This window comes from Polluticoccus soli, assembly GCF_029269745.1.
GTDB lineage: Bacteria > Bacteroidota > Bacteroidia > Chitinophagales > Chitinophagaceae > Polluticoccus > Polluticoccus soli.
In genome coordinates this window covers 2,044,498-2,068,968 of sequence record NZ_JARJHT010000001.1, presented here as the reverse complement: position 1 = coordinate 2,068,968, position 24,471 = coordinate 2,044,498, and the positions used below count along the sequence as shown (strand labels likewise).

Genomic DNA, 24,471 nt, shown 5'->3' with positions numbered 1-24,471 from the left:
AAGCTCCATCATAATAACGCAGTTATCAATGGACAAAACGCCTGTTTTATGGCACTAATTTCCTTCTTTACGAAAATCACCAGCGGTCACACCCGTATTCACACGAAAGAAGCGGTTGAAATAAGAGGGATCTTCAAACCCAAGGAAATAGGCGATCTCTTTGATGTTGTGGTCAGTGTTGTGCAACAATCGCTTGGCCTCCAGCAACACGCGATCTTTTATGTAGTCGCTTACATTCTCGCCACTGTTCTCTTTACACACTTCGTTCAGCTTCTTCTCCGTAATGTTCAGCTGAGATGCATAGTATGCCGGTTGACGGTTGCCACGGTATTCCTTCTCCACCAGCTCGCGAAATTTATTGAAGACAGTTCCTTGCTTCATTTGATGATCAGGATAACGCCCGTTGAACAGCTGCAAACTTTTTAGCAGCACAATATTCAGATAAGAACGCAATATCTCCGCAAACACATCTACCCCTTTCAGGCTCTCATTCTGCATCTGCAAGAGTAAAGGAAGAAACTCGGCAAATTCTTCTGTAGCTGCATCCAATACAGGATATGCGCCACTGTTGAGGAAAGGGAAGTTATAAAGCGTGTTTGAGCCCTCAGACCCAAAATGAAAAAAATCGCGGGAGAACAGGATAATAGACCCATGCGAACCCTCTTCGCGACGCAGGCAATGCACCTGCCCGGGTGATATGAAGTGAATACCGTTGTCCCTGATGGGATATTTCTTGAAATCAATAAGGTGCTCGCCGCCGCCTTTATTGAAGAAAAAGATCTCGTAGTAATTATGGCGGTGCGGCCGGGAATAGTCATATTCAGTCAGTGCCCCCAACTGCACAAACCTGAAGGGTACGCTGTCTTTCGTATCCCGCGAAAAATCGTGGATGGGTATCTCTTTCTGTAGGGGCATATGGTTATAGACTTAAAACGAATTATAGCCGTTGGCTGGCAACGGCCATAGTTCCGCAATATTTCTTAGATCGATATAAGAGCCAACACCGCGCCTGCCGGGTCTTGAATACAGGCAAAGTCTTTGTCGCCCATCTTCCGTGGGCCATCCAGCACCTTGCCTCCCATCTCGGTGCATTGTTTTGCAGCACCCGCTACGTCTTCCACGGCCACGTATACCATCCATTGAGGTGGCATATTCGTGTTGCTGCCTCTTGTATGGCATACCCCGGCCACTGCCGTGCCCTCTGCCGTTTTCATTACATAGTCATCATATTCTCCCATGCTCAACGGCTGGACCTCCCACCCGGTCACCGCTTTATAAAAATCTCTCACCTGTTTGGCATTGGGCACCGTAAGGTCTGTCCAGACAATATCTCCTTGTTTATACTGTTCCATTCTTTTGCTTTGGGTGAAGATAAGCCTTAATACAGATTGGCCGACAACCCAGTTAAACGGCTGAAAATCAGTAATTTTGAGGCTAGAATAGGCTGCTTACTTATAATAATATATAGCCCTCAGCCATATATTATAGTTTTCCGCACAATGATTTGTCTGTTTTAGATAAATCCACTACCTTTGCCGTCCCAAAATATGTCCGGCCATTCCGTTCCGCGGGATGTCCAGCGTTGCTGCCGGGCTGATGGGATCATTTATTAACAACATAATTTTTTATGGCAACAAACAACAACCTTCAGAATTACGAGCTGATGGTGATCTTTACGCCGGTTCTGGCTGAAGATGACTTCAAAGGAGCTCAGAAGAAGTTTGCAGACTTCATCACAGAGAATGGTGGCAAAATCGTTCACCAGGATGCATGGGGCCTTCGTTCACTGGCTTACCCAATTGCAAAAAAGACCACAGGTTTGTACTGGTTACTTTCTTACCAGGCTACAACGGATGTAAACGCCAAGCTGGAGATCCAAATGAACCGCGACGAGAACGTTATGCGTCAAATGGTTACCCGTCTTGACAAATATGCAGTGGAATACAACGCTAAAAAACGCAACAAACTCGCTGAAGCGACTACTGCTTAATCCTTTAAAAAATCTGAACAATGGCTAAACAAAACGATATTAAGTTTCTGACCTCTACACGCGTAGAGAAGCGCCAGAAAAAATACTGCCGCTTCAAGAAAATGGGGATCAGGTATGTTGACTATAAAGACGCGGAATTCCTGAAAAAATTTCTGAACGAACAAGGTAAGATGCTGCCTCGCCGTATTACCGGCAACTCGCTGAAATTCCAGCGCAAAGTAGCCCAGGCTGTTAAGAAGGCACGCCAAATGGCTCTGTTACCTTATGTTACTGACCTTTTAAAGTAAAATAGTCATGCAAGTAATTCTTATAAAAGACGTAGATAACCTGGGCGGTGCCCATGAACTGGTAGAAGTAAGGCCGGGATATGCCCGCAATTACCTGATACCTCAGAAATACGCTATCGAAGCTAGCGGTTCTAACATGAAGATCCTGGAAGAACGCCGTAAGCAAAAAGAAAAGCGTGAGCAAAAGCTGATGGCTGAAATAGCTAAAGTAACAGAAGTGCTGAAAGCATCTCCTGTAAAACTGGGCGCTAAGATCGGTACCAGCGGCAAGATCTTCGGTTCGGTTACTTCTATCCAACTGGCTCGCGCTATCCGCGAACAAAAAGGATATGATATCGACCGTCGTCGCATTCAACTGCTTGACGAAGTAAAAGAAGTTGGTACACACAAAGCTTCTATCGACTTCGGTAAAGACAATGTAGTTGAAATGGAATTTGAAGTGGTAGGCGAATAATCTGGATCTCAGATACTACTGAATAGAAAAGGATCACTAACGTGATCCTTTTCCTTTTTTATATCATGATCGATCTGTGTTCAGGCTTTATTTCTGTGGGCTCTTATCATAGTTGAACATCCAGTTGATACCGAACTTATCGGTACACATGCCAAACTTGGCCCCCCAGAAGGTATCCTGCAGTGCCATAGTCACCTGCCCTCCTGTTTGCAGCGCATCAAACGCACGTTCTATATCACCGTCCGATTTGAAGTTCAAGGCGATAGAAAAATTGTCACCGAAACTTACATTGCGCTTACCATCACTGTCTGATGCCATTATTTTGAACCCCTGCAGGTCCAACGAAGCATGCATGATCTTTGCTTTTTGCTCTTCCGGCGTGTCAATAGGTGCTTCGCCATAACGTTGCACAAATTCAATGTTGCCATTTAGCTTGTCTTTGTAAAAATTCAATGCTTCTTCACAGTTACCGTTGAACATCAGGTAGATCGAGTGTTGTCCCATGTTGCAGATTTTTGTTGTTTTAGTTTGATGGTTAAATGATCATTGTCTAGCCTCCAAGACTTCACACAAACGCTGTACCACGAAACTGGCTTTTACAATGTTACCTGCTTTTTAAATAAACTCAAACAGGGTCTCGGATACTAAGCTAGCCCCATTCAGGGTAAGCTAATCTCTTTTAGATGTGCTGTTTTCTATATAACTTTAGTACTCAACCTATACACTACCATTATGTTCTATGCGACCCTTAGAGGCAAACTCTTGTTGCTGCTTCTTTTTTTCATGCCCGCGATCGTATTTGCGCAAAGCCCGGTATCGCTTCTTCATACAGGCGGTTCTCAAAACGATGAAGGCCGGCTGATACGTCTCGCTCCCAATGGCAATATAATCCTGGCGGGGTACTTTCATGATACTATCGATCTGGACCCAGGCCCTTCTGCCTACGAACTAATCAGCAATGATCACAGCCGCGATATTTTTCTTGCATCTTATACTCAGACCGGCAAATTGAACTGGGCTTTTTCGATAGGCAGCGAACAGGCTGACGGCGTATTGGATATGACCATAGCGCCCAACAACGATATTTATATAGCCGGATACTTTAAAGACAAAATGGACTTTGACCCATCATCAGACACGGCCGAGGTCCCTTGCCTGGGATATACGGGCACCACTACAGATGAATATGGCGGCGATGGTTTTGTAGCTAAGTATTCGTCAGCTGGTGCGTTTTATTGGGTGGTACCTATACAAAGCGATTATGGCGAAGAAGTGGAATCGGTAGCGCTTGATGCTGAGGGAAATGTGTACATAGGCGGCCAGTTCAAAAACCTGGTCGATTTTGATCCTTCGCCTTCTGCAACCGCAACGTTTAATTCAGTGAATGATGGCACGGCATTCCTGGCTAAATATACTACCAACGGTCAGTATCAATGGGCGCATACCTTTGGCAAGCCCGGCATTACCATGACCGATAATCTCATACGGGCGATCGCGATAGATGCTCAATCAAATCTATATGTAGCAGGTGTTTTTCAGGGTGTCAATAATGACTTTGATCCTTCTCCAGCTAATGCTGCAACCCTGTCTGCAAGCGGGAAATACGATGCACTGGTAGCCAAATACGACAAGGATGGTAACTATCTGTGGGCTATCAACATACAGTCCGAGTCTACGGACGATGCCCTGGATATTAAGCTGGACAAGTCTGGCCACCTATACGTTTGCGGCAATGTGTATGGTGATACAGTTGATTTTGACCCGCGAACCACCGCCGGAATCCAGACCTTGGCGAATAGCAACGGCAATCCAAATATTTTCATTGCCAAATACGATCTTAACGGCAATTATATTTGGGGTAAGGTCATGGGTAGTGTAGGCATGGATATGAGCTGGTCTCTACGCGTATCCGGAGAATACATCTATAACACAGGCTTTTTCAGCGGCCCCTTAGATCTTAATCCTAATGCCTCTCCCGTAGAGGTCAACTCAAAAGGTTTAATGGATCTGTACCTTGTAAAATACGACTCAGCCGGAAATTATAAATGCCATTTAACCATCGGCTCTTCGGACAACGATGTCGGCAGGGATGTACTCATTTCACCAGTTGGCGACCTTTACTTAACCGGCGGATATTCCAACGACGCCGATTTTGACATTTCCCAAAACGAAAAGAAGATAGCTGCTAATGGGAAAGAAGATATTTTGTTTGCAAAATACAAATGGGATTGCGCGCGCGAGGGGCTTCCGCTAAAAGATACTGTAGTAGTAGCATGTGACACCCCTTATATTTTGGAGGAAGTGTCAATGTTTGAAACAGGAGTTTATGGCGTATTCAGGGGGGACACTGCCATCGTTGTGGATCTAACGATCGCCTCTCCTTTACTCCGGCCCGCATTCAGCAATTCAAAACCTCTCGAAAATGAGCCAGTGCATTTCACCAATGAATCAAAAGGTGCCCTGGCACAGACGTGGGATTTTGGCGATGGTAGTACATCTGAGGAAGCGGATCCCGAGCATATGTACCTGAAATCCGGCTCATACAAAGTCTGCCTAACTATTTATAATGAAGTATGTACTGCCAAAGTATGCCATGCAGTTGATGCAATAGCGGAGCCTGCTGTCGGTGTGCCAACTGGTTTCAGCCCTAACGGCGATGGCAAAAACGATATACTTTATGTGCGGGGCGGCGCGGTAAAAACAATTCATTTAGTGCTGTATAATCGCTGGGGTCAAAAGATTTTTGAAACCAATGATATCAACCAGGGATGGGATGGCACTTACGATGGTCAGCAGCAGGGTCTGGACGCAGTTGGCTACCTGTTGAATGCCGTCATGCTTGACGGCAGGGAAGTACACCAGAGCGGCAATGTGACCATTATCAGATAATAAAACTACTTTATATCGCCTTTGTTTATGTTTTATACAGGTTTCGTACCTTTGCGCCGCTATGCGTATTGAAGTACTGAAATCAAAGATCCATAGGGTAAAAGTAACCGAAGCGAACCTGCACTATATCGGCAGTATCACTATCGACGAAAACCTCATGGACGCAGCCAACCTCATCGAAAATGAGAAAGTGCAGGTACTGAATATTGATAACGGCGAACGTCTCGAAACTTATGTTATCCGCGGCACTCGTGGTTCGGGTATGATCTGCCTCAACGGCCCTGCAGCGCGCAAAGTATCTGTTGGCGACACTGTCATTGTGATCTCTTATGCCAGCATGGATTTCGAAGAAGCTAAACAATACAAGCCAACGGTAATATTCCCTAAAGAAGATAATACGCTGTAATACGTTATCTTTACCCGGATGAAGAAACGGACACTGATCACCGCCGTACAGTACGTTATTTTTCTTGGCCTGGGTATATTTATCATCTATCGCATGTTCGACCAAATGTCTCCGCAAGACAAGGCCGACATGATGCACTCGATCAAACAAACAAGGCTCTGGGTTCTCGCACCTGTACTTGTACTTGGTTTCTTTTCGCATTTTTTCCGCGCCCTGCGCTGGAAACTGCTGCTTAAACCGCTTCACATTCACCCGCGAACTACTAATATTACGCTCGCTGTTCTCTTAGGCTACCTGGTGAATTTGCTTCTGCCCCGTATGGGCGAGGTAGCAAAGTGTACCGTGCTGGCCCGTTATGAACACGTACCCGCCGATAAAATGGTAGGAACCATCGTTGCCGAGCGCGCCTTTGATGTCGTGTGCCTGATCCTTGTGACTATATTAGCGTTTGTGCTGCAAGCCAGCGTAATAGGCGAATATGCCGCAAACATGTTTGCCCAACTGGCGTCCAAAAAGACATTGTTCTTCGGCGTGCTCACTGCCATTGGCTTCATTATCCTGTTCCTGATCTTCCTGGTTCGACGCGATAAACACTCAAGGATCGGCCAGTTCATACTCGGTATGAGAGACGGTATCGCAGCGATTTTCAAGCTGAAAGAACGCCGCGAGTTCCTTGTATACACCGTGTGTATCTGGCTATTATACTGGTCGCAGGTGGTGATTGGTTTTTGGGCAATGCCGGGAACCGATGAGCTGTCGTTGCTGGCTGCTCTGGTTGTCCTCATATTTGGCAGCATTGGAATGATCGTAACACCCGGTGGTCTCGGCGCCTACCCTGCACTTATCGCGCAGATCTTGGTGTTCTATAATATTGATGATGCTGACGGCAAGGCATTTGGCTGGGTGTCGTGGCTGGCCCAAACAGGCATAGTTTTAATACTGGGTATTGGGTCGCTGATACTTCTGCCTATTTATAACAGATCAAACGAACATCACCATCATGCACAAGATCGAGTGGATACAGAATAAGATATTTACCGATGAGGTAACCATCACCCGCCATGCACACATGTGGCGTGACCTCGGTAAAAAGATCGTTTTCACCAATGGCTGTTTCGATATCCTGCACCACGGCCACCTCGACTACCTGGCCCGCGCTGCAGATATGGGCAACATACTTGTGGTAGGGCTGAACACCGATGCTTCTGTCAAACGCCTTAAAGGCGCTGAACGGCCGCTTAATAATCAAACCGACCGTGCGTTCCAGCTGGCAGCTTTGTTGTGTGTTGATGCGGTATGCCTGTTTGATGAAGACACCCCTGAAAATCTTATCAAACTCGTTAATCCTGATATACTTGCAAAGGGAGGCGATTATACTGAAGACAAGATCGTTGGCGCTCCGTTTGTAAAAGCAAATGGTGGACGCGTTGAAGTGATTCCTTTTGTTCAAGGATACTCCACTTCCTCGCTGATCGACAGTATTAAGAAATTGTAAAGTTTTTGTTTCCTACCTTAGGGAAGCTAACTCTGTTGTAGCCCAGCAGCTACATTTGCATTGCTGTCTTAAAAAGCCCCGGTTTGAAATCTACGAAACATACCATTGCACGCGATATTAGTTGGTTATCATTCAACGCAAGGGTATTACAGGAAGCTGCAGATGCATCCAACCATCTGTACGACCGGCTCCGTTTCTTAGGTATTTTCTCCAATAATCTCGACGAGTTTTTCAGGGTGCGTGTTGCTACACTACATAAAATGGTGCGCCTGGGCAAAACAGCCCGTATGCACCTGGAGGCCAACCCTGAAAAGATCCTCGACCAGATACAGCACCAGGTCATCATTCAGCAGAATGCGTTCGACCTTATCTACAGCGACATCATACACGAGCTTGAAAAGAAGAACATCTTCATCAAGAACGAAAAGCAGCTCAGCGATTCGCAGAAACAATTTATTGCCGAATACTTCGAGGACAATATCCGCACGCAGATCATACCGCTGATGCTGGAAAGTATCTCGCAGATGCCACTGTTGCGCGACAAGTCCATTTACCTGGCTTGCGTGTTGGGCAACTCCGAAAATCATGACGTAAAGCGTTTTGCGTTGATAGAAATACCTAGCAGGGTGCTACCGCGTTTTGTGATACTTCCTTCACAAGATGGCGCTAACGATGTTATCCTGTTGGAGGATATTATCCGCGCCAACCTGCCACACTTGTTTGCACCTTTCGGTTTCGATAGTTTTTCGGGCTACATCATCAAGGTGACTCGCGACGCCGAACTGGAAATAGACAACGACGTGACCACGAATGTGATAGAAGAGCTGGAGAAAGGACTGAAAAACCGCAAACGCGGCCGAGCCACTCGTTTTGTTTTCGATCGCACGATAGACTATGGATTGCTGGACTATTTGATCAAGCGTTTGAACCTATCTAAGAAGGATAATCTGATACCAGGTGGCCGCATTCACAACTTCAAAGACTTCATGAACTTTCCCGCTTCGGTATTTAATGACCTGAAGCCGCGGACGAAGTCAATGGTGCACCCCCTGCTGCGCCAACCATGCCGCATTATGGATGTGATCGACCAACGGGATGTGATGCTTCAGTTCCCCTATCATTCGTTCGACTCTATTATAGACCTGCTGCGTGAGGCCGCCATCGACCCGTATGTACAGAGCATCAAGATATGCCTGTATCGCCTTGCAAAAGATTCTAAGATCGTCAATGCGCTGATCAACGCGGTTCGTAATGGTAAACAAGTAACGGTGGTACTGGAATTGCGCGCCCGGTTTGATGAAGAGGCCAACCTTGCCTGGAAAAGACGGCTGGAAGAAGAAGGTGTACTGGTGCTTCACGGCTTGCCCGATATGAAGGTGCATGCGAAGGTCTGCGTGATCAAAAAACGCGTGCAGAACAAAACCAGGCAGTATGGCTTTGTATCAACGGGCAACCTGAACGAGAATACAGCTAAGTATTATGTAGACCACTGCCTGCTCACTACCAACCGGAATATACTCGCCGACATTAATCGTATTTTCACGTTCCTTCAATCGGCTGCCCCGAGGATCGAAGTACTACGCAATTGCAAAACACTGCCGGTATCGCCCGTCAGCATGCGTAAGACCTTTATGGATCTCATCAATAAAGAGATAAAAGCAGCCAAAAAGAAAAAACCTGCCCGCATTATCGTTAAGCTCAACAGCCTGACGGACCAGCTACTGATCAACAAGCTATACACTGCCGCTAAAGCGGGCGTTGAAGTGGAAATGATCATTCGCGGTGCCAGCTGTGCCTACACGCAGCAAAAAACCTTCAAGGACAACATTTACGCCATCAGCATCATAGACGAGTACCTGGAGCATGGGCGCGTATTTGTATTCCACAACGAAGGCGACCCTAAAGTTTTCATTTCCTCGGCCGACTGGATGGTGCGCAACCTTGACCACAGGGTGGAGGCGGCCTGCCCGATTGACGACCCTGCGCTGAAAAAGGAGCTGATCGATATAATAGAGATACAGCTGGCTGAAAACGTAAAAGGCCGCGTGCTGGACAACGAGCAGAGCAATAACTACGTGCACCGGGAAAAAAACGAGCCGGAAGTGCGCTCGCAAATCGCCATTTACGGATATTTGCAGGGTAAACATTATACGGATTGATACTAGCCGCCATCGATATTGGCTCCAATGCAGCCCGCTTACTCATAAACGAAGCCTCGGTCTATACAGACGGTTCGGTCGATTTTACTAAACTTAACCTGCTACGTATCCCACTACGCCTGGGTTTCGACGTATTTGACAAAGGAGCCATCTCTGAGGAAAAACGCCGTAAACTGCTCAATACCATCAAGACCTATAAACTGTTGATGGAGATATACGGCGTGCAGGGCCTGAAGGCCTGTGCTACATCGGCCATGCGCGATGCTGTGAACGGGCAGGAAGTACTAGAGGAGATCAAACGTGAGACCGGTGTCACCATCAATATCATCACCGGCCAGGAAGAAGCCAATATCATTTACGAAACACACATTGCCGAGAACCTGAACGCCGAGAAATCGTACATGTACATAGATGTAGGTGGCGGTAGCACAGAGATCACACTATTCTCAAATAACAAAGTCGTTTTCAAAGAATCTTTCAACATTGGCACCATACGCTTGCTGCACGACAAGGTTACCGAGGAGCAATGGGAACACATGAAGTGGTTCATTAAAACCAATGTAAAAGATTACCAGCCCATAGAAGCGATAGGTAGCGGCGGCAACATCAACAAGATATTTTCTATCTCTAAGCGCAAGGAAGGGAAACCACTCCCACTGGAGCTGCTAAAAGACTACTACAAGGAACTAAGCTATAATACCGTAGAAGAAAGAAAACACATCTACCACCTGCGTAGCGACCGCGCCGACGTTATCGTACCGGCGTTGCATATCTATACCTCTGTAATGCGCTGGGCCGATGCCGAAGAGATCTACGTCCCCAAAATAGGTCTTGCCGACGGTCTGGTAAAGATGTTGTACAAAGAAATGACCACCTAAATAAGGCTGTAGATAAACAGCGCATAAATAATACAAAGAAGAACAAAAGTAATTTGCGGGGTATTCGTCATATCTCTAAGATATAAAAAAAGGCCGGCTGCCTACAGAGCAGCCGGCTTGGATTTTGGTTAAATCATACTACTAGAATCAAACCTTCTTATTTGATCACAGAAAGCTTAACCACTTTCTGTTTTTCGCCAGTGATGATTGACACGAAGTATACACCAGGTGTAACATCGCTCAGGTCTACTGTTGCAGTTTGGGCGCCTTTAGCGTTTGTTGCTTCGTACATTTTCTTTACCACTCTGCCTGCCATATCTACCATCATTACACGCACATCAGCAGTTTCAGCAACATCAAACGAAAGGGTTGTTGCTTGCCTTGCAGGGTTAGGGAACAGAACTACATTACCTTCATTGTTTTGAGCCTCGTTCACGTTTACACTAACAATGTCATAAAAAGTATTGTTCGGATCGAAGTTCGTCCAACCTTTCATCCAGTTGTCGGATGTAGTTTGTGTACCGGCAAAAGCACCTACATAGTTTACTTTATCAAAGAATGCATCGTTAGCCTTTGTAGTGGTAAAATCAGGAACGATCTGCGGAGCGTTATAGTTAACAAACATGCCAGAAGTATCGGTATTGATCGCTTTGGCAGGATTGAAAGGATAAACCTTGCCATTAGCAAACGGATCAGAACCGCCCGGCGTCATGTATGCAGGCAATGTTTTAGCGTTGTAAGAAATAGGTGAAGTGCTTTGCGGAACTGGATTAGGGTTACTCAGGTTAAAAGGAGCAAACAGGCGAACACCATTGTTCTCAGTTGCGAAGATCCAGTTGTTGTTAGCAGAAGCTTTCAGCCAATTCCATGGACCGTTGAAAGAACCAAATGGGCTGCCGGTTGTAGTATCAGCATATGCATTGGTTGGAGTCAGGTTACGAGCACCGTCTTTTACATAGATGATCTCTTTCTGAGCAGGTGTAGCGTTGGTAGGAATACCTGCTATGATATTGCTGCGGAATTGCAGTGAGTTATCCAGGATGTTTGCTGTAGTAGAACCATAAGAAGAAGAAGACTCATCTATCAGCAGACCTGCAGGATAACCAAGGAATACGCTATTCAGCAGGCTTTGAGCACTACCGCGACGCAGGTGTACTGCAGCTACGAACTGAGAGTTTGCACCAGTAAAAGCCGGGGTATTCAGAGGACCAGCCACTGTTACGTTTGAAAATACAGCGCGGGTAGCTTTTGAGTTATCCCCAATACCAGAAACAGTACCGGCCAGGTAGCTATCGCTTTCGAAAGCTTTTGAACCGCTCACGTCAGCAGATTGGTAGTCGCGAAGGCTATAAATGAACTGGTTCTTACCGGCGTAGCCAGCGTCCGTATCAAAATCATCATCCCATGTACCTATTGATACCAGGTATTTCGAGTTTACATTACCACCAAACCACTCATAAGCATCGTCACCAGAGTAAGACACCTGTACGTGATCGATCTGTGTACCAGCACCAACACCGGCCAGTGTCAAACCATTCACCTCGTTGTTTGGAGAGAAAGCGATACCTGCAAACTCGATACGTACGTAACGAAGGATACCGCTGTTATCGTTAGGATCGCTACCGCCATATTTAGAACGAGGACCACCTTCTACCTGCGCTTCACCGGCTGTCCAGTTAGTAGGAGCTTGTCCGCAAATAACAACACCACCCCAGTCGCCATAAGAACGGTCACCTTGTTCTTCGGCCGAAGTGAATACGATAGGCAAGCTGGCAGTACCTTCTGCGATGATCTTAGCACCGCGTTCAACGATCAGGGTACCTTTGGTATTTTTATCGCCGCGGATGATGCAGCCTGGTTTAATGGTAAGAGTAGTACCTGAAGTAACATATACCCAGCCCTTCAGCAGGTATTGTTGTGTAGGTTCCCACGTAGTGCTGGTAGAGATGCTATCTTTTACCGTCTGCGTGTTGTATGCGAATGCCTGCGTAAGTGCAAACATCGACAAAGCTGAGAGGATAAGTTTTTTCATACGCTTGTTTTAAAATTTTCACGAAAGTATAATCACTCTATTACCACATCGTTACGCCGATGTTATGTAATCATGACGTTAATTAGAACTTAACTTTAACACCTACAGTGTAATAACGACCTGGTTTAAAAGAATAAAAATCTCTGTCGACTGTGTTGCCTGGCGTATACTTACCATCCTTATTAGCATCCTGAATAGTCATAGACCTGCTATCCAATAGGTTCTGCGCACTCGCAGTTAGTATATAATGCTTGAAGAATGTCTTTGATAAGCTAAAATCCAGTGAATGGAATGGCATCTCACCAATATTTTCAATATTCTGGCTGCCCAACGATACGAGGCGTGGTCCAAATACATTGTACAACAACGAAGACTGCATACCTAATCTATCGCTTTGATAAAACATGCCAAGGTTGTACATATAGGGACTTTGACCTTGCAGGGGTACTGCTGCCAACTGTTGCGTAAGCGTATCATCAATGGTCATTTCGCTTTTGATGAATGCAGCGTTGCCCACAAAGGTGAAGCTCTTAAAGAAACTTGTCTTGAACCAATCGTCAACGAACGACAGGTCCTTCCTGGCCTCAATTTCAATTCCTGCGCTGTATGCTTCTTTCGTATTCATGAAGCCCATAGAACGGGTATCGATACCCGGACTAAGGATAACCTGCTGAATGGGATTCTTGAATTTCTTGTAAAACACGCCAGCATGCACCATTTCGCCCGAAGAAGGATACCATTCCCAGCGTGCATCTATATTATCAATCTCAGCGACATCCAGCGTATCGCTTGGGAAGATGGTCGGGAATAGTGATCCATACACTCCCGTCTTACTGTCGAAATCATAAAAATAGAAAGGGGCCCACTCCCTGAACTCAGGGCGATTGAGCGTTTTACCATATGCCAGGCGTAGTAGCATCTTGTCATTAAAATTGTAAGATGCATTAACAGATGGCAACAGGAATTTCGTTGCTATTTTGGGCTGAACGCTATCAAGGTTGATATAGCCCTTTAACTCCTGAACATTGTCTTCGTAGCGCGCTCCACCTGATACGGTAATCTTATCACCGATGGGGAACTTCGCCGACACAAAACTAGCTACCAGGGTATTCTTTGCATTGTATTTATCGCTCGCAGCTGTTATCTCATCTATCCTGTAGTTTGTTTTATCTCCCAGGTTGCTGTCAGCAAATATCTCGCTCAGGGGCAGGCGATTCATCTGCTGAGCACGACTGCCCGATCGGATCGTATATCCTAACACACGCGCATTGAAAAACCTGCTTTTATATTCTATATAGTTGCCTGCCGAAACTTCGAATGAGTAATTCAGCTTACCGAGGTTTATCTTCTGGGTAAAATGATGGTTGAAGCTGTACACATTCTCATACAGCTCTGCGAAAAACCTTCCGCCGCCATTTACAGGGTCTACAGTATTAGCAACAGCCGCGGAGTACATGGTATCATCATCCGATGGTTGTTTTGTATAGCGAATGCGCCTTAAGTCCGGGGTATTTTTAAACAGGTCGGTATAACCAACAGCCCAGTTATATGAGGTATTGCCCGACCGTGTTTTATGCGAACCCAACAACTGCGAACAGTACACAGCGCGGCTATCATACCCTATCTGGTAGGCGAGTTCGTCCCCCAAGTTATAACTGGAGTCTGCTGACATGGTCCGCATGGTCACTGACGATTTACCAGTTTGGTTATACAGGTTCTTGAATTCTATCTTCGAGTTACCAAAAACTGCGAGCACGTTGTCCATCAGGCTGACGCTCACGTTGTTTACCGACCGATAGTCCATATAATCAAAATCCAGTGTCTCGGTCGAATCCCAGCTCTGGCGGTGTATCATCGTATCAGCATGTATATTAGAATAGGATACACCCAGCCTGTTACCCAAACGCACCTTGCCAAGGCTAAATACATTTCCCACATTCAGATTGAACCTATAATCGGCAGGAGTAGTTTTTTTATTGATGTCCCAGCCATTCTTACTAAATGCTCTTGTTACTTCCTTACTGTTCGAGTCATTCTTATTAATATATGCAGGCGTTCCATCAGGCAGTTGCCTCTTACCGTCATCATAGCCTAACCAGTCAGTCGAAGATGGCGTATTATAATAAAAAGGCTTACCCGTGCTGTTGCTGCGATAAGAAACATCAAAACCTCCTGAAACTTCATTCTTATCCGGCAATGAAGACGTGTACAATTTCACCATACCACCGGCGAAATCTCCGGGCAATTCCGGTGCAGGTGTTTTATAGATCATGATCCTGTCGATAAAGCTGGCAGGTACCAGGTCGAACGAAAACGACTTCTTATCTACTTCAGCGCTTGGCGCGCCCGCATCATTCAGCCATACACTGTTGTAACGGTCTATCAAACCACGTACCATGATAAAGCGGTTATCGATAACAGTGACACCCGGTATACGCTTTACTACGTCAGCAGCATTTCTATCTGCTGTCTTTTGTATTTGCGCTGCGCTGATACCACTCACCACAAGCGAGCTCTTTTTGATCTCCATCAGCACCGCATTCTCCGTGTTCGTTGTCCTTGCGGCTTTTACAGTTACGTCTTTCAGCGTATTGCCTTCTGGTTTCAGTTTAATGTTCAGTACTACATCTTTATTATTGATGATGCTTACGGTCTGAAGCATTTGTTTGTAGGTAAGAAAATTAAAAAGCACTTCATAAGTACCACCGGGTACGTTGTCAATTTCGTAGCGTCCTGAATCATCTGTTTCTACAGGCCTGTTCAGTTCTTTGATCACTACCAACACGCCTTGCAGTGGCTCACCTGTCGATGCATCGGTAACTACACCCGATACCTTAGCTGCAAACGCTGGCATCGATAAGGAAATAAAGAGAAGAAAGAAGAGTAAATGTTTATTCATACTGGGCTGATTAGCACTTGCAAAGGTAGAATCAGCTCTTGCCAGCAACCGTATCGGTTGTGTTATGAAAATGTATAGCAGAGGTTATCAAAACATTACCGCAATGTTACCGGCACGCCGTAATGTTACCACACGATTATGTCTATATTAACTATCGCCGCAGTTTATACAATGGAATAACGCCACCGCTACATTTGTCGCAACGCTTCGCCCATGAGCTTAATTGCAACACTGCTTTCGCCTGGCAGCAGCAAGTTCTATGCGCTGTTCAACGATATGGCCATCACTACTACAGAGATGAGTCGCGTGTTTCTGCATGCTGCGCATGAAAAGGATCGCCACATACTGAATGCATATGTGAAGCAACTGAATGAGCTGGAAACAGAGAACGAATACACCACGCACAAACTAAATACAGAACTGGGCCGCAACTTCATCACTCCTTTCGATCGCGAGGATATACACTCGCTCGCGGCTGCCCTCAACAAAATAGCCGATTTCACCTGGAAGCTGTGTAAGCAAATGCACACCTATGCAATGAAGGAACCTGACCGGCATATACAGGTCATCTCCGACCATCATTATAAGTTCATCAAGCTGCTGGCAGAAACGACCTCTCAGCTAAAAAACAGGAAAGGTCTTGCGCGACTTACAGACGCCTGCGACGAGATGCAGTCCATAATAAGCAAATGCGGCGACCTGCTGGACGCCGCAATTACAAATTTATTTTCTGGTACCCCCGATGTTATTCTTGCCATCAAACGCATCGATCAGTACGATACGCTACAAGAGCTGCTGAATAAAAGCAGTGACGCGGTGAATACCATCGAGACCATGCTGATAAAATACAGCTGATATTACTTCGCTACGTTCAGCTTACCTGTCTGCACTATATCACCGGCTTTGTTCTTCACCTGGAAGAAATAGGTGCCACCTGCTACCGTAGAAATATCAGCCTCGGTTTTTCCTTTAGCAGCATTCGTCCGCATTACCCTTGCACCTGTGATATTATACAGTTCGAAGGTTACGGCTTCCGATTTCAGATTGTTTATAAAAACAATGTTTTTCGCCGGGTTAGGATACACTTCAACCACTGGCTCTTTAAACAGCTGCACCTTAATACCCACCGGACCAATAGCAGTCACATCGTCTACATACAGCTCCGAACTATCAGCCGCGTTGGTAAAATCCGAACTTCCCGAGAAAGTTATCTGCAATGCGTTAGGCGTAAGGCCATCAGGATATGCAAGAATGGCCATTATTTCGGTGTATGTACCGCTTGCCATAATAGGAGCAAAGCCTGTTCCCACTACTGAATCGGCACCACCCGCACCTGCGCCTGTTATCACGGCAAGAGCTGTCATCGCTCCTTCATCCAAACCTCTTGGCAGGTAGCGCACCCACGCTTTTACAGTATCAATACGTATGTTGACAGGCGTACCACCTGTCATGGTAAAAGTTTGATTGGTTATGTCCACATTTACTTTAGCATTGGTCATCAACCCGGGCACTATGCCTAGATCTGGTCCCTGGTCGGCATTATACAACAGGGCCGCATACGCGCCGCCGTGCACCGTCGATGATTGAAACAATTGCCTTTCAAAAATAGTTCCGGGGCTTACAAATGGCCCCAGCGCAAAGATCAATGAGTCTACGCCACGCCAGCCCGCCGGCTTTTGCAAAGAGGTGAGACCAACATTATAATTCTGCCAGGTTTCCATGGTGCCCTGCACATTTTGGGCGTTAGCTAAACCGGTGATAGCTAATAGTGAGAATAGTGTAATAAGTCGTTTCATATGCTAAAAATAAGGCATAACAATTTACCCGTTGCTATATGTTTTTTTAACAGGCATAAAAAATTATCAATGTTGTATTTCTAAAAAAGATAAAAGCCGGCATCAGCCGGCTTTTGTTATCGGGTTTTATTATTGCTCAGCTTTTCTTGCCACTGGCTACGAACAATTGCAATTGCGTGATATTGTTCAGCGCGAACAGGTTACTGCAAAAGTTTTGTCGTGCAAAGGACTCATCCAGAATCGTATTGGCAACGGGTATCTGCCGGTCTGCATGTTTGCTGTTGTATTCCTGCACTTTTTCCTTCAGCGTCAGCAGCATGTCATGCCCTTTACCATAGGCAAAAACGCTACGCTCTGGCCCGGTTTCTCTTATCGCCCGCGGATCAAAACCAGGAGATAGTTCCTCCAGACCCATGTCGCGCATTATGAGCCCTTTCATTTCCGAGCAAATAGCCTGTATGTCATTAGCCACGTTGTCCGTCGCGGCGCCATCGTGCTGCATCTGAGCCAATAGCTGCTCGCTTTGCAGGTAGGTAAATACCTTACCTTCTGTTTGCGGCGAGGGGCGAATAGCAGTAATGGTAAATTGCACCCCCAGCACGCCCAGCAAAATGATGGTGGTAACAATGGTGTTCATCTTAGTTTCAGGCTTGCGGATGCCGCTGAAGAAATACAACGGCAGCAGCACGAACGTTGATATCAGCAGTGTACTGAACCACATGATGCGTGCGCCCGGCCAGTGTTGCACCAGGAACATCGCCGATAATACGTACAGTATGCCTACTAATGTTACAACGGCCATGATCACCTTTTGCCTGGTGCTTCCTGTTTCTTTTGTTTTTAATAAAAACACCAGCGGCAGGAACACCAGGCTGAATACAGCCATGCCCGATACCAGACATATAGCTGCACCCGGCGTGTGCATGATCTTTAAAATAGACCCGATGAAAAATACTATAGCGGAGAATGCCCCGCTTCCTATCAGCGATCTTTTCATTCCATAATAGTTTTTGAAGGTTAACAATTGGATGGTTTCCTCTTCCAGCTCTTTTAGCTCTTTGGTGTAAAAGCGCCGGATCACTTGTTGGTATGCGCGCTCAAATTCGTCGCCGTCTTTGAGCTCCTGCTCCAGTATGCAGCAGACATGGTCCAGGAGGTTTAACTGCAGGTCCTCCAGCCCAACGCCACGACGTCTTATGTCGTTGAGTACATAGTCTACTTGTTCATCTGTGAGGCGGTACATCAGGCGGTACTTGGTTTTATGTCCAGTAAAAACCGCATGGTCTCCATAAACTCAGCCAGCTCGCTTACGCGCTCTTTGGCCTTACTCTTGCCCGAGGGGCTAAGGCTGTAATACTTGCGCACGCGCTTGCCTATATATTCCACCTCGGTGGTCAGCAGGCCTTCACTTTCCAGCGCGTGCAGCGTGGGATACAGCGCCCCCTCGGTTATCTGTATCTTCTCAAGGGTCAGTTCCTTTACCTTCTGCGTTATCTCGTAGCCGTACATCTTTTTGTTGTCGGCCAGTAGCTTCAGCACAATGGTCTTCAGCGTGCCCTTTATCAGTTCAGACGAAAATATCATAATGCCCCTTTTACTTACCTAAAGATACATAAGATTCCGATGTATCCAAATCTTAGGTAAATAAAAAATAAGGCTCTGCATTACTGCAGAGCCTTATAAAAAATCGAGACTATTCAATTGTTACGCATAGGCTACGCTGCTACCCTGTGCCGGTGCATGCATCGCCAGTTTTCCTTCATCCAGTTTCTTGTTCAACCAAGCCGAGTGTTTCAGGTAATCTTCCTGTGGTGCATAAAGGAACAGCACAGTTCCCCCTTGGATCGTGTTGATCAACGGCTGAATAAGTGCATCAGATACTGCGGGGCAACCCCAGCTACGGCCAATGCTACCTGAAGCAGCACGGGCTGCATTTACATACTTCGCTCCGTGTACTACCACCGCACGGCTACGGGCAGAGTGATTAAACCCCTGGTCCATCCCATTCACGCGGAGAGACCTGCCGTGCTTGCCAATGTAGGTATCATCTGTTACATAGAAACCCAGGCTGCTCTGGTGAGACTCGTTGGTATTAGAGAACTTTGTTGCCATGGCATCACCCGAACCTTGTCCGTGCGCTACCAGGTCATTGAACACGATCTTGTTATTGTTCAGGTCAATAACCCACAGGCGCTTTTCACTGGAACGCTGAGAAAAATCGACCACAGTCAGGATATCTTTTTTCGAGGGTACTTTACCTGCTGCTTTAAGGTTCATATAACCCGTGTAGGCTTTCTTGAACACATCATAGCTCAGTTTGGCAGCAGTGTTAAAATTGATCTTATTGTACGCTGACTGGACCAGCTCATCAAGACCTGTGCCCCAATTTTTAAGCGCTTTAGCATGAGTGATCTCGTTGGCCGTAACATTATCCTTTTTCAGAAACGATAAGATCTCTTTAAAATGCCCCGACCTCAGCATAGCCACGGTCGCATCCAGGCCAGTTTGGCGAGTCGGGTAGTTCCTTACACCGCCCGTATTATAATTCGAGTCTTTGGTTCCCGGTATATGTGCTGTGGCATTGAAGGGGTTGTTCTGCGCCGTGCTATCTTCGCGCTGCTGCCAGGCATGGAGAAACTTAATTTTCTCCGGGGTTTCTCTTATGTCCAGGTCCCTGAGCATGGCCCTGTAAAAGCCGAGGTCGGTATTGATGTCGATCTCCGATTCAGCCTCGGCACCGTCGGATTTCTTTTTATGGTACTTCTTACTTGCCTTGGCTACATAAGCCTTCTCAGCAGCAGCCGATTTTGCATGTTCAATGTTTGTTTTACAAGCGGTAAGCCCAGCAATACCCATCCCCAACGTCACAATCACCTTTCTCATAAAAATCATTTAGCGTCAATATCAAAGGGTACTAATTTTAGGCCAAGTCCAAGCCCTGCTGTGCTTAGTTTCCCTGTTGTTGGTGTTATTGACCTACAACTTCAATACATCCAAAGTCTTAGACAAAATCTTAATTATCTGCCGGTTCACGCATCCCCACCTGGACCTTTGGGCAGGCTCTGCTGTAAGCCCGCTGCACCTGAAAAATCCTTACATTAGAATATTAAATGCCCGCACATGAAAAGCTATGAAGAATACCAGCACGACTCCGGCAAACTTCACGCAGCACTCGACCGGTTGCAGAAAACGCTATCCATCGACAACCATATCCTTAACCCTGATAACGACACTAAGATCGGAGCAGTTCTGAGCTATCTGAATCCAGAAACCGTAAAACTTGCCAACGACAATAACGAAATGCGCTTTGACGTAGGCCGATACAATTTTGTCGTACATGCTATCCCGTCGCTGATGGATGCATCAAGACTGGGCAAGCTGACAACCTACCTGGCTATCCCGGACGATAAGACAAAAGATAAAATGGGTTTACAACTGATACCTAACCTCGAATTTACTGTAGTACCCACAGGTAATTTTGTATTGCCCGATACCAAGGACAACGAAAACATGTTTGTTGTTTATTTATCGCGGCTATACAAGTTTGTGAAGAAAGAAGAGCAGGCGATCTTTCAATAGCAATTTCCCCACACACTGGTTTAAGTCTTCCAGAGGGAGACTTAAATCATTCCAATAAAACGCAAGACTTCGTCTGGCAGTAGCGCTGTAATGAGGCTGCATTGCTTTTTTGTCGGTCAGAGACCTGCGTTCCATTTTCCGATTTAAGTGACGCTGTGCTTAACACTAAACCAGTAAGAGTATTCGCTTGTTCAAGCAAGGACGCTTGAACAAGCTGGCGATGTACATTTTCACCAGTATATTTGCTTAGTCTGCACATCTAGAATTAGTAAACCGTTCAGAAAGAACGCTTGAATGGCGACGAAAGCATTATATGAAAAAGTTGTTTTTATTGTTGACGTCATTGTTGGCCATGCATAACGCAAAGGCAGACTATCTTCTTCGGGTCGACTTTGCCAATAATCTATGGGTAGGACACTGGGTGATCATGTACTATGCCGCCAATGATCTCAATCAGTTATACAACAAGCTGCATTCTATTGATACAATTAATGAGCGGAAAATTTTAGCTGCAATAGGTTTGCCACTTGATAAAGACAATGATTCGCAGGAAAATTGTGTCGTGCCCAAATCGGTTAAGTTTAACTATGATAAACTGTTGTCTAAACGGCCTTCAAAAAAAATAACCTATAAAACGAAAGAAATTTTCTTTCAAATTAAGTTGTTAAGCTGTGATTACAACTTATGCACTTTCCCATTAGACAGTAAGTATTGGGCGAGCTACGATGTGAATTTTAAAGAGGCGGGCGTTTTAATTACTAAGCCCTCAATTAATTCCTGGACTAAAGAAGAAAAACGATTTCTTAGCAAATTGCAGAAAATGGTTCTGCAAATGCGATCCACACGGGGCCAGTGATAAATAATGCTCCTTTAGCATTGTCCCAACTTACGTCACCGCCGAGTCTCCTGCATAGCGATTCGGCGGCATCAAGGCTACCTCCTTGATCTTGCTATTGGTTTGGGTTTCCCTCAGCAACTCGTACGGCCCCTACTGGTTTAAGTCTTCCAGAGGGAGACTTAAATCCCTACTGGTTTAAGTCTTCCAGAGGGAGACTTAAATCCTTCCAATAAAACGCAAGACTTCGTCTGGCAGTAGCGCGGTAATGAGGCTGCATTGCTTATTTGCCGGTCAGAGACCTGCGTTCCATTTTTCAGATTTAAGTGACGCTGCGCTTAACACTTAAACCAGTGAACGACGGCAGTTGAAACGTTTGGGGTTTATAGATTCTCCGGAACAATATCAAAAAATCCTTCAGTGATCTCAACTTTTTCACCTTGCTGGTTATAACCCGTAAACATGAACGTACCCGCTACCGATGACGGATCAAATCGGCTAAACTTAATAAAGCCTGAACTGTTTTGAGTCTTGTAGCGGATATCACTATTTTGTCCCACATAGTATTCAGCCCAGTCTTTAGAATCCACTTTTGAAAAAATATACTCTTTGTTGAGTTCGGGCTGGTAAACAACAACTCTCATTTCTATATCATCATCATAGTCAGCATTGTCGCCATGAATCTCAATAAAAACGTCGTTGCCCGTTATTATCCGCGCTGCATCCACTCCATTACTATTGAGATACGATCTCTTACCCTCATAAATGTGCACTTTCCCATTCACTTCACAGGCAAGTATGTTTTTGCCTGATTGAGTTGGTTTCGGCATTTTCTCACTATCCTTTTTGCAGCCCGTTATCGCAAGGCAGCTTATCATCATCACTAGCAAATATTTCATGATTGTTATTCTTTTAACGAGATATCAAAAAAGCCCTCGGCTATTTTTACCTCTTCGCCAGAACTCTTACCCGCATTAAAGGAAAATGTCCCAGCTGCAATGAGGCTATCATAGCGAGTGAATTTCACGACGCCGCCTCCATATTCAGTAAGGTAGATATTTCCGTTAGCTCCTTCAGCCGGGTAATATTCTGCTGCGCCCTCAGAATTTTCGTCAAACAACTTATACTCTTTGCCAACCACAATATCTAAAGAGTAAATCAGTATGCCGATATTATCAATATACTTCTTATCCTCGTTGGCTTTGATGAATGTATAACCGCCAGCATCATACTGACCAAACGAAACTCCATCCGGATGATTCCAGGAAAACTCACCTCTGTAAACATGAATCGTACCGTTTACCTTGCAGGCTAAAATATTGGCGCCTTTTTCAGTACGCTCGGGCATCTGTGGCCCTGTAGGAACTACAGGCTCATCCGCCTTCTTACATCCGGTTATCAGCAAACAATAAAACACTGCAAGTACAAAGTATCTCATCAGCAGATTTTTAGGTCTGATAAAGTTACATCTCCCGCAAAAAGTCGTCTGTGTAGAGTTTAGGATATTCCGTCAATGACGAGCACAGGCGTAGCTATTTCTTGCAAAAACTGCCAAAACAAATAAGTCATTTGCAATTTCTGCGGTTCCGCGAAAACTGAAGTCCTGAATTAGTCTTGCTTACCCGCAACATTTTGCAACAAGCCATATGGCACAGCATAACCGGACAATATCAACCCATGTGCAGCCGCCTGTTTCACTACATAGCCAGTTAACTTTTCCAGTTCCGTTTTACGCCCGGCTGCAAAATCTGCCTGCATAGAAGAGGTAGCTTCGTAAGGCAGCTTGCTCATCACCTCAAAGTTCTTGGCTACTGTGTCGGCGGGCAATTGAATGCCGGTGCTTCCCGCCAACGCTATCACTTCGTTCATCAACTGTGTTACGGCATGACTATGTGCGGTATCTTCCAGTATCTGGCCTATGCTGATATTGTAGGCAGAAGTATAACTGGCAACCGGCGAGATGAAAGAGAACTTCGACCATATTTTCTCAACGATGTTTTTCTCAGGTACATGGTTGATACCAGCCTGGTCCAAAACTTCGTGGATGAAACCGAGCTCACCGGCGGGGATCGAATCACTTCCCGTATGTACCGCATGAAACTCGCCCTTTTGCTGCACCACACCCGGCGCTACTAGTTTGGACACTATATAAATAAGGCCGTGCAGCACCTTGGCCTGCGGAAAAATAGCGGCTACCCGCTCCGCGTTGTCTACACCATTCAGCAATGGCAGGATCACCGTGTTTTCTGTAACAGCGTTCTTTACTGCAGCCAGGCTCTCCTCCAGTCCATAGGTTTTGGTGCAGCATATCAACAGGTCTATAGGACCGATCTCATTCGCATTGTCGGTAACGATATCCGGATGAACAGTATCCTCACCATACGCCGTTGTTAACTGCAAGCCGTTTTTCTTAATGGCTTCCAGGTTTTCTCCCCGGGCAATAAATACCACCTCTACAGCCCCGCCGCCACTATAACATGCAGCCAGCCTGCCGCCGATAAAACCGCCAACGCCACCTATACCCAATATTGCTATCCTGTACTTTGTAGTCATATGCTAAAGTTAATTATAATAGCATTCCAAATATCAGGTCGAAGAAAATCAATAAAATATAGTATATTTGCTATTAATAAAACCCTATCAGATGAAAAGCACTCCAAGTATCATATTCCATCTTTCCAATAAATCAAGGCCGTCATCTCGACGTAGGAGAGATCTCCCGAGCACTTGCAACAAGCCACATCGCCGCACCTCAGGAGATTTACCTTCGGT

Annotated in this window: 24 protein-coding genes; 12 read left to right on the top strand and 12 right to left on the bottom strand. The window is 45.8% G+C overall.

Going from position 1 to position 24,471, the window contains the following annotated elements:
• Positions 1 to 54: 54 nt before the first annotated feature.
• A complete protein-coding gene (locus P2W83_RS09130) occupies positions 55 to 915 on the bottom strand; it encodes an AraC family transcriptional regulator (protein WP_276133412.1) in 861 nt (286 codons plus the stop codon).
• A gap of 65 nt (positions 916 to 980) precedes the next feature.
• Positions 981 to 1,352 carry a VOC family protein gene (locus tag P2W83_RS09125; RefSeq protein WP_276133411.1) on the bottom strand — a complete coding sequence of 124 codons (372 nt, stop codon included), beginning with the start codon at positions 1,350 to 1,352 and terminating at the stop codon, positions 981 to 983.
• A gap of 275 nt (positions 1,353 to 1,627) precedes the next feature.
• On the opposite strand from P2W83_RS09125, the gene rpsF reads away from it, so the two are divergent.
• The 3 genes from rpsF to rplI are packed head-to-tail and all read left to right on the top strand — an operon-like array spanning position 1,628 to position 2,731.
• Positions 1,628 to 1,990, top strand: coding sequence for a 30S ribosomal protein S6 (gene rpsF / locus P2W83_RS09120; protein WP_276133410.1), 363 nt, complete (start codon positions 1,628 to 1,630; stop codon positions 1,988 to 1,990).
• A gap of 20 nt (positions 1,991 to 2,010) precedes the next feature.
• On the top strand, positions 2,011 to 2,277 hold the full coding sequence (gene rpsR, locus P2W83_RS09115) for a 30S ribosomal protein S18 (RefSeq protein ID WP_276133409.1): 267 nt from the start codon (positions 2,011 to 2,013) through the stop codon (positions 2,275 to 2,277).
• A gap of 7 nt (positions 2,278 to 2,284) precedes the next feature.
• Positions 2,285 to 2,731: a 50S ribosomal protein L9 gene (gene rplI / locus P2W83_RS09110; RefSeq protein ID WP_276133408.1), complete on the top strand. Its 447-nt coding sequence runs from the start codon at positions 2,285 to 2,287 to the stop codon at positions 2,729 to 2,731.
• Positions 2,732 to 2,818: 87 nt separating this feature from the next.
• Here the strand turns inward: rplI and P2W83_RS09105 are convergent, their stop codons facing one another.
• Positions 2,819 to 3,235, bottom strand: a complete 417-nt coding sequence (locus tag P2W83_RS09105) for a VOC family protein (RefSeq protein ID WP_276133407.1) — start codon at positions 3,233 to 3,235, stop codon at positions 2,819 to 2,821.
• 279 nt (positions 3,236 to 3,514) lie between these two features.
• On the opposite strand from P2W83_RS09105, the gene P2W83_RS09100 reads away from it, so the two are divergent.
• From P2W83_RS09100 to P2W83_RS09075, 6 genes are all read left to right on the top strand, one after another.
• On the top strand, positions 3,515 to 5,620 hold the full coding sequence (locus P2W83_RS09100; protein WP_276133406.1) for a T9SS type B sorting domain-containing protein: 2,106 nt from the start codon (positions 3,515 to 3,517) through the stop codon (positions 5,618 to 5,620).
• A 61-nt stretch (positions 5,621 to 5,681) separates the two neighbouring features.
• Positions 5,682 to 6,026: an aspartate 1-decarboxylase gene (panD, locus tag P2W83_RS09095; RefSeq protein WP_276133405.1), complete on the top strand. Its 345-nt coding sequence runs from the start codon at positions 5,682 to 5,684 to the stop codon at positions 6,024 to 6,026.
• 18 nt (positions 6,027 to 6,044) lie between these two features.
• Positions 6,045 to 7,055 carry a lysylphosphatidylglycerol synthase transmembrane domain-containing protein gene (locus P2W83_RS09090; RefSeq protein WP_276133404.1) on the top strand — a complete coding sequence of 337 codons (1,011 nt, stop codon included), beginning with the start codon at positions 6,045 to 6,047 and terminating at the stop codon, positions 7,053 to 7,055.
• Positions 7,027 to 7,521 (top strand): D-glycero-beta-D-manno-heptose 1-phosphate adenylyltransferase, encoded by a 495-nt coding sequence (gene rfaE2, locus P2W83_RS09085; protein WP_276133403.1) that lies wholly within the window; start codon positions 7,027 to 7,029, stop codon positions 7,519 to 7,521. Before P2W83_RS09090 ends, rfaE2 begins: the two co-directional genes overlap by 29 nt.
• Positions 7,522 to 7,604: 83 nt before the next feature.
• Positions 7,605 to 9,680 carry a polyphosphate kinase 1 gene (gene ppk1 / locus P2W83_RS09080; RefSeq protein ID WP_276133402.1) on the top strand — a complete coding sequence of 692 codons (2,076 nt, stop codon included), beginning with the start codon at positions 7,605 to 7,607 and terminating at the stop codon, positions 9,678 to 9,680.
• Complete coding sequence (locus P2W83_RS09075; protein WP_276133401.1) at positions 9,677 to 10,558, top strand: Ppx/GppA phosphatase family protein; 882 nt, start codon at positions 9,677 to 9,679, stop codon at positions 10,556 to 10,558. The genes ppk1 and P2W83_RS09075 overlap by 4 nt, the downstream gene beginning before the upstream one ends.
• 157 nt (positions 10,559 to 10,715) lie before the next feature.
• Here the strand turns inward: P2W83_RS09075 and P2W83_RS09070 are convergent, their stop codons facing one another.
• The gene (locus tag P2W83_RS09070) at positions 10,716 to 12,590 is read right to left on the bottom strand and encodes a T9SS type A sorting domain-containing protein (RefSeq protein WP_276133400.1); all 1,875 of its coding nucleotides are present in this window, start codon (positions 12,588 to 12,590) and stop codon (positions 10,716 to 10,718) included.
• Between the two features lie 82 nt (positions 12,591 to 12,672).
• Positions 12,673 to 15,489: a TonB-dependent receptor gene (locus P2W83_RS09065; protein WP_276133399.1), complete on the bottom strand. Its 2,817-nt coding sequence runs from the start codon at positions 15,487 to 15,489 to the stop codon at positions 12,673 to 12,675.
• A gap of 213 nt (positions 15,490 to 15,702) precedes the next feature.
• On the opposite strand from P2W83_RS09065, the gene P2W83_RS09060 reads away from it, so the two are divergent.
• Complete coding sequence (locus P2W83_RS09060; RefSeq protein ID WP_276133398.1) at positions 15,703 to 16,344, top strand: DUF47 domain-containing protein; 642 nt, start codon at positions 15,703 to 15,705, stop codon at positions 16,342 to 16,344.
• Between the two features lie 2 nt (positions 16,345 to 16,346).
• Here the strand turns inward: P2W83_RS09060 and P2W83_RS09055 are convergent, their stop codons facing one another.
• The 4 genes from P2W83_RS09055 to P2W83_RS09040 form a co-directional block, all read right to left on the bottom strand.
• Positions 16,347 to 17,285: a T9SS type A sorting domain-containing protein gene (locus P2W83_RS09055; protein ID WP_276133397.1), complete on the bottom strand. Its 939-nt coding sequence runs from the start codon at positions 17,283 to 17,285 to the stop codon at positions 16,347 to 16,349.
• A gap of 136 nt (positions 17,286 to 17,421) precedes the next feature.
• Entirely contained in the window at positions 17,422 to 18,528 is a 1,107-nt protein-coding gene (locus tag P2W83_RS09050; RefSeq protein ID WP_276133396.1) for a hypothetical protein, read from the bottom strand.
• Positions 18,528 to 18,869, bottom strand: coding sequence for a PadR family transcriptional regulator (locus P2W83_RS09045; protein ID WP_276133395.1), 342 nt, complete (start codon positions 18,867 to 18,869; stop codon positions 18,528 to 18,530). Before P2W83_RS09045 ends, P2W83_RS09050 begins: the two co-directional genes overlap by 1 nt.
• Positions 18,870 to 18,989: 120 nt before the next feature.
• Complete coding sequence (locus P2W83_RS09040) at positions 18,990 to 20,168, bottom strand: murein L,D-transpeptidase catalytic domain family protein (RefSeq protein ID WP_276133394.1); 1,179 nt, start codon at positions 20,166 to 20,168, stop codon at positions 18,990 to 18,992.
• Positions 20,169 to 20,405: 237 nt separating this feature from the next.
• On the opposite strand from P2W83_RS09040, the gene P2W83_RS09035 reads away from it, so the two are divergent.
• Positions 20,406 to 20,864 carry a hypothetical protein gene (locus tag P2W83_RS09035; protein WP_276133393.1) on the top strand — a complete coding sequence of 153 codons (459 nt, stop codon included), beginning with the start codon at positions 20,406 to 20,408 and terminating at the stop codon, positions 20,862 to 20,864.
• Between the two features lie 313 nt (positions 20,865 to 21,177).
• Positions 21,178 to 21,720, top strand: a complete 543-nt coding sequence (locus tag P2W83_RS09030; RefSeq protein ID WP_276133392.1) for a hypothetical protein — start codon at positions 21,178 to 21,180, stop codon at positions 21,718 to 21,720.
• A 362-nt stretch (positions 21,721 to 22,082) separates the two neighbouring features.
• Here the strand turns inward: P2W83_RS09030 and P2W83_RS09025 are convergent, their stop codons facing one another.
• The 3 genes from P2W83_RS09025 to P2W83_RS09015 form a co-directional block, all read right to left on the bottom strand.
• Positions 22,083 to 22,598: a Riean_0653 family protein gene (locus P2W83_RS09025; protein WP_276133391.1), complete on the bottom strand. Its 516-nt coding sequence runs from the start codon at positions 22,596 to 22,598 to the stop codon at positions 22,083 to 22,085.
• A gap of 5 nt (positions 22,599 to 22,603) precedes the next feature.
• Positions 22,604 to 23,137, bottom strand: a complete 534-nt coding sequence (locus tag P2W83_RS09020; RefSeq protein ID WP_276133390.1) for a Riean_0653 family protein — start codon at positions 23,135 to 23,137, stop codon at positions 22,604 to 22,606.
• A gap of 170 nt (positions 23,138 to 23,307) precedes the next feature.
• Positions 23,308 to 24,252, bottom strand: a complete 945-nt coding sequence (locus P2W83_RS09015) for a ketopantoate reductase family protein (protein WP_276133389.1) — start codon at positions 24,250 to 24,252, stop codon at positions 23,308 to 23,310.
• Positions 24,253 to 24,471: the final 219 nt, after the last annotated feature.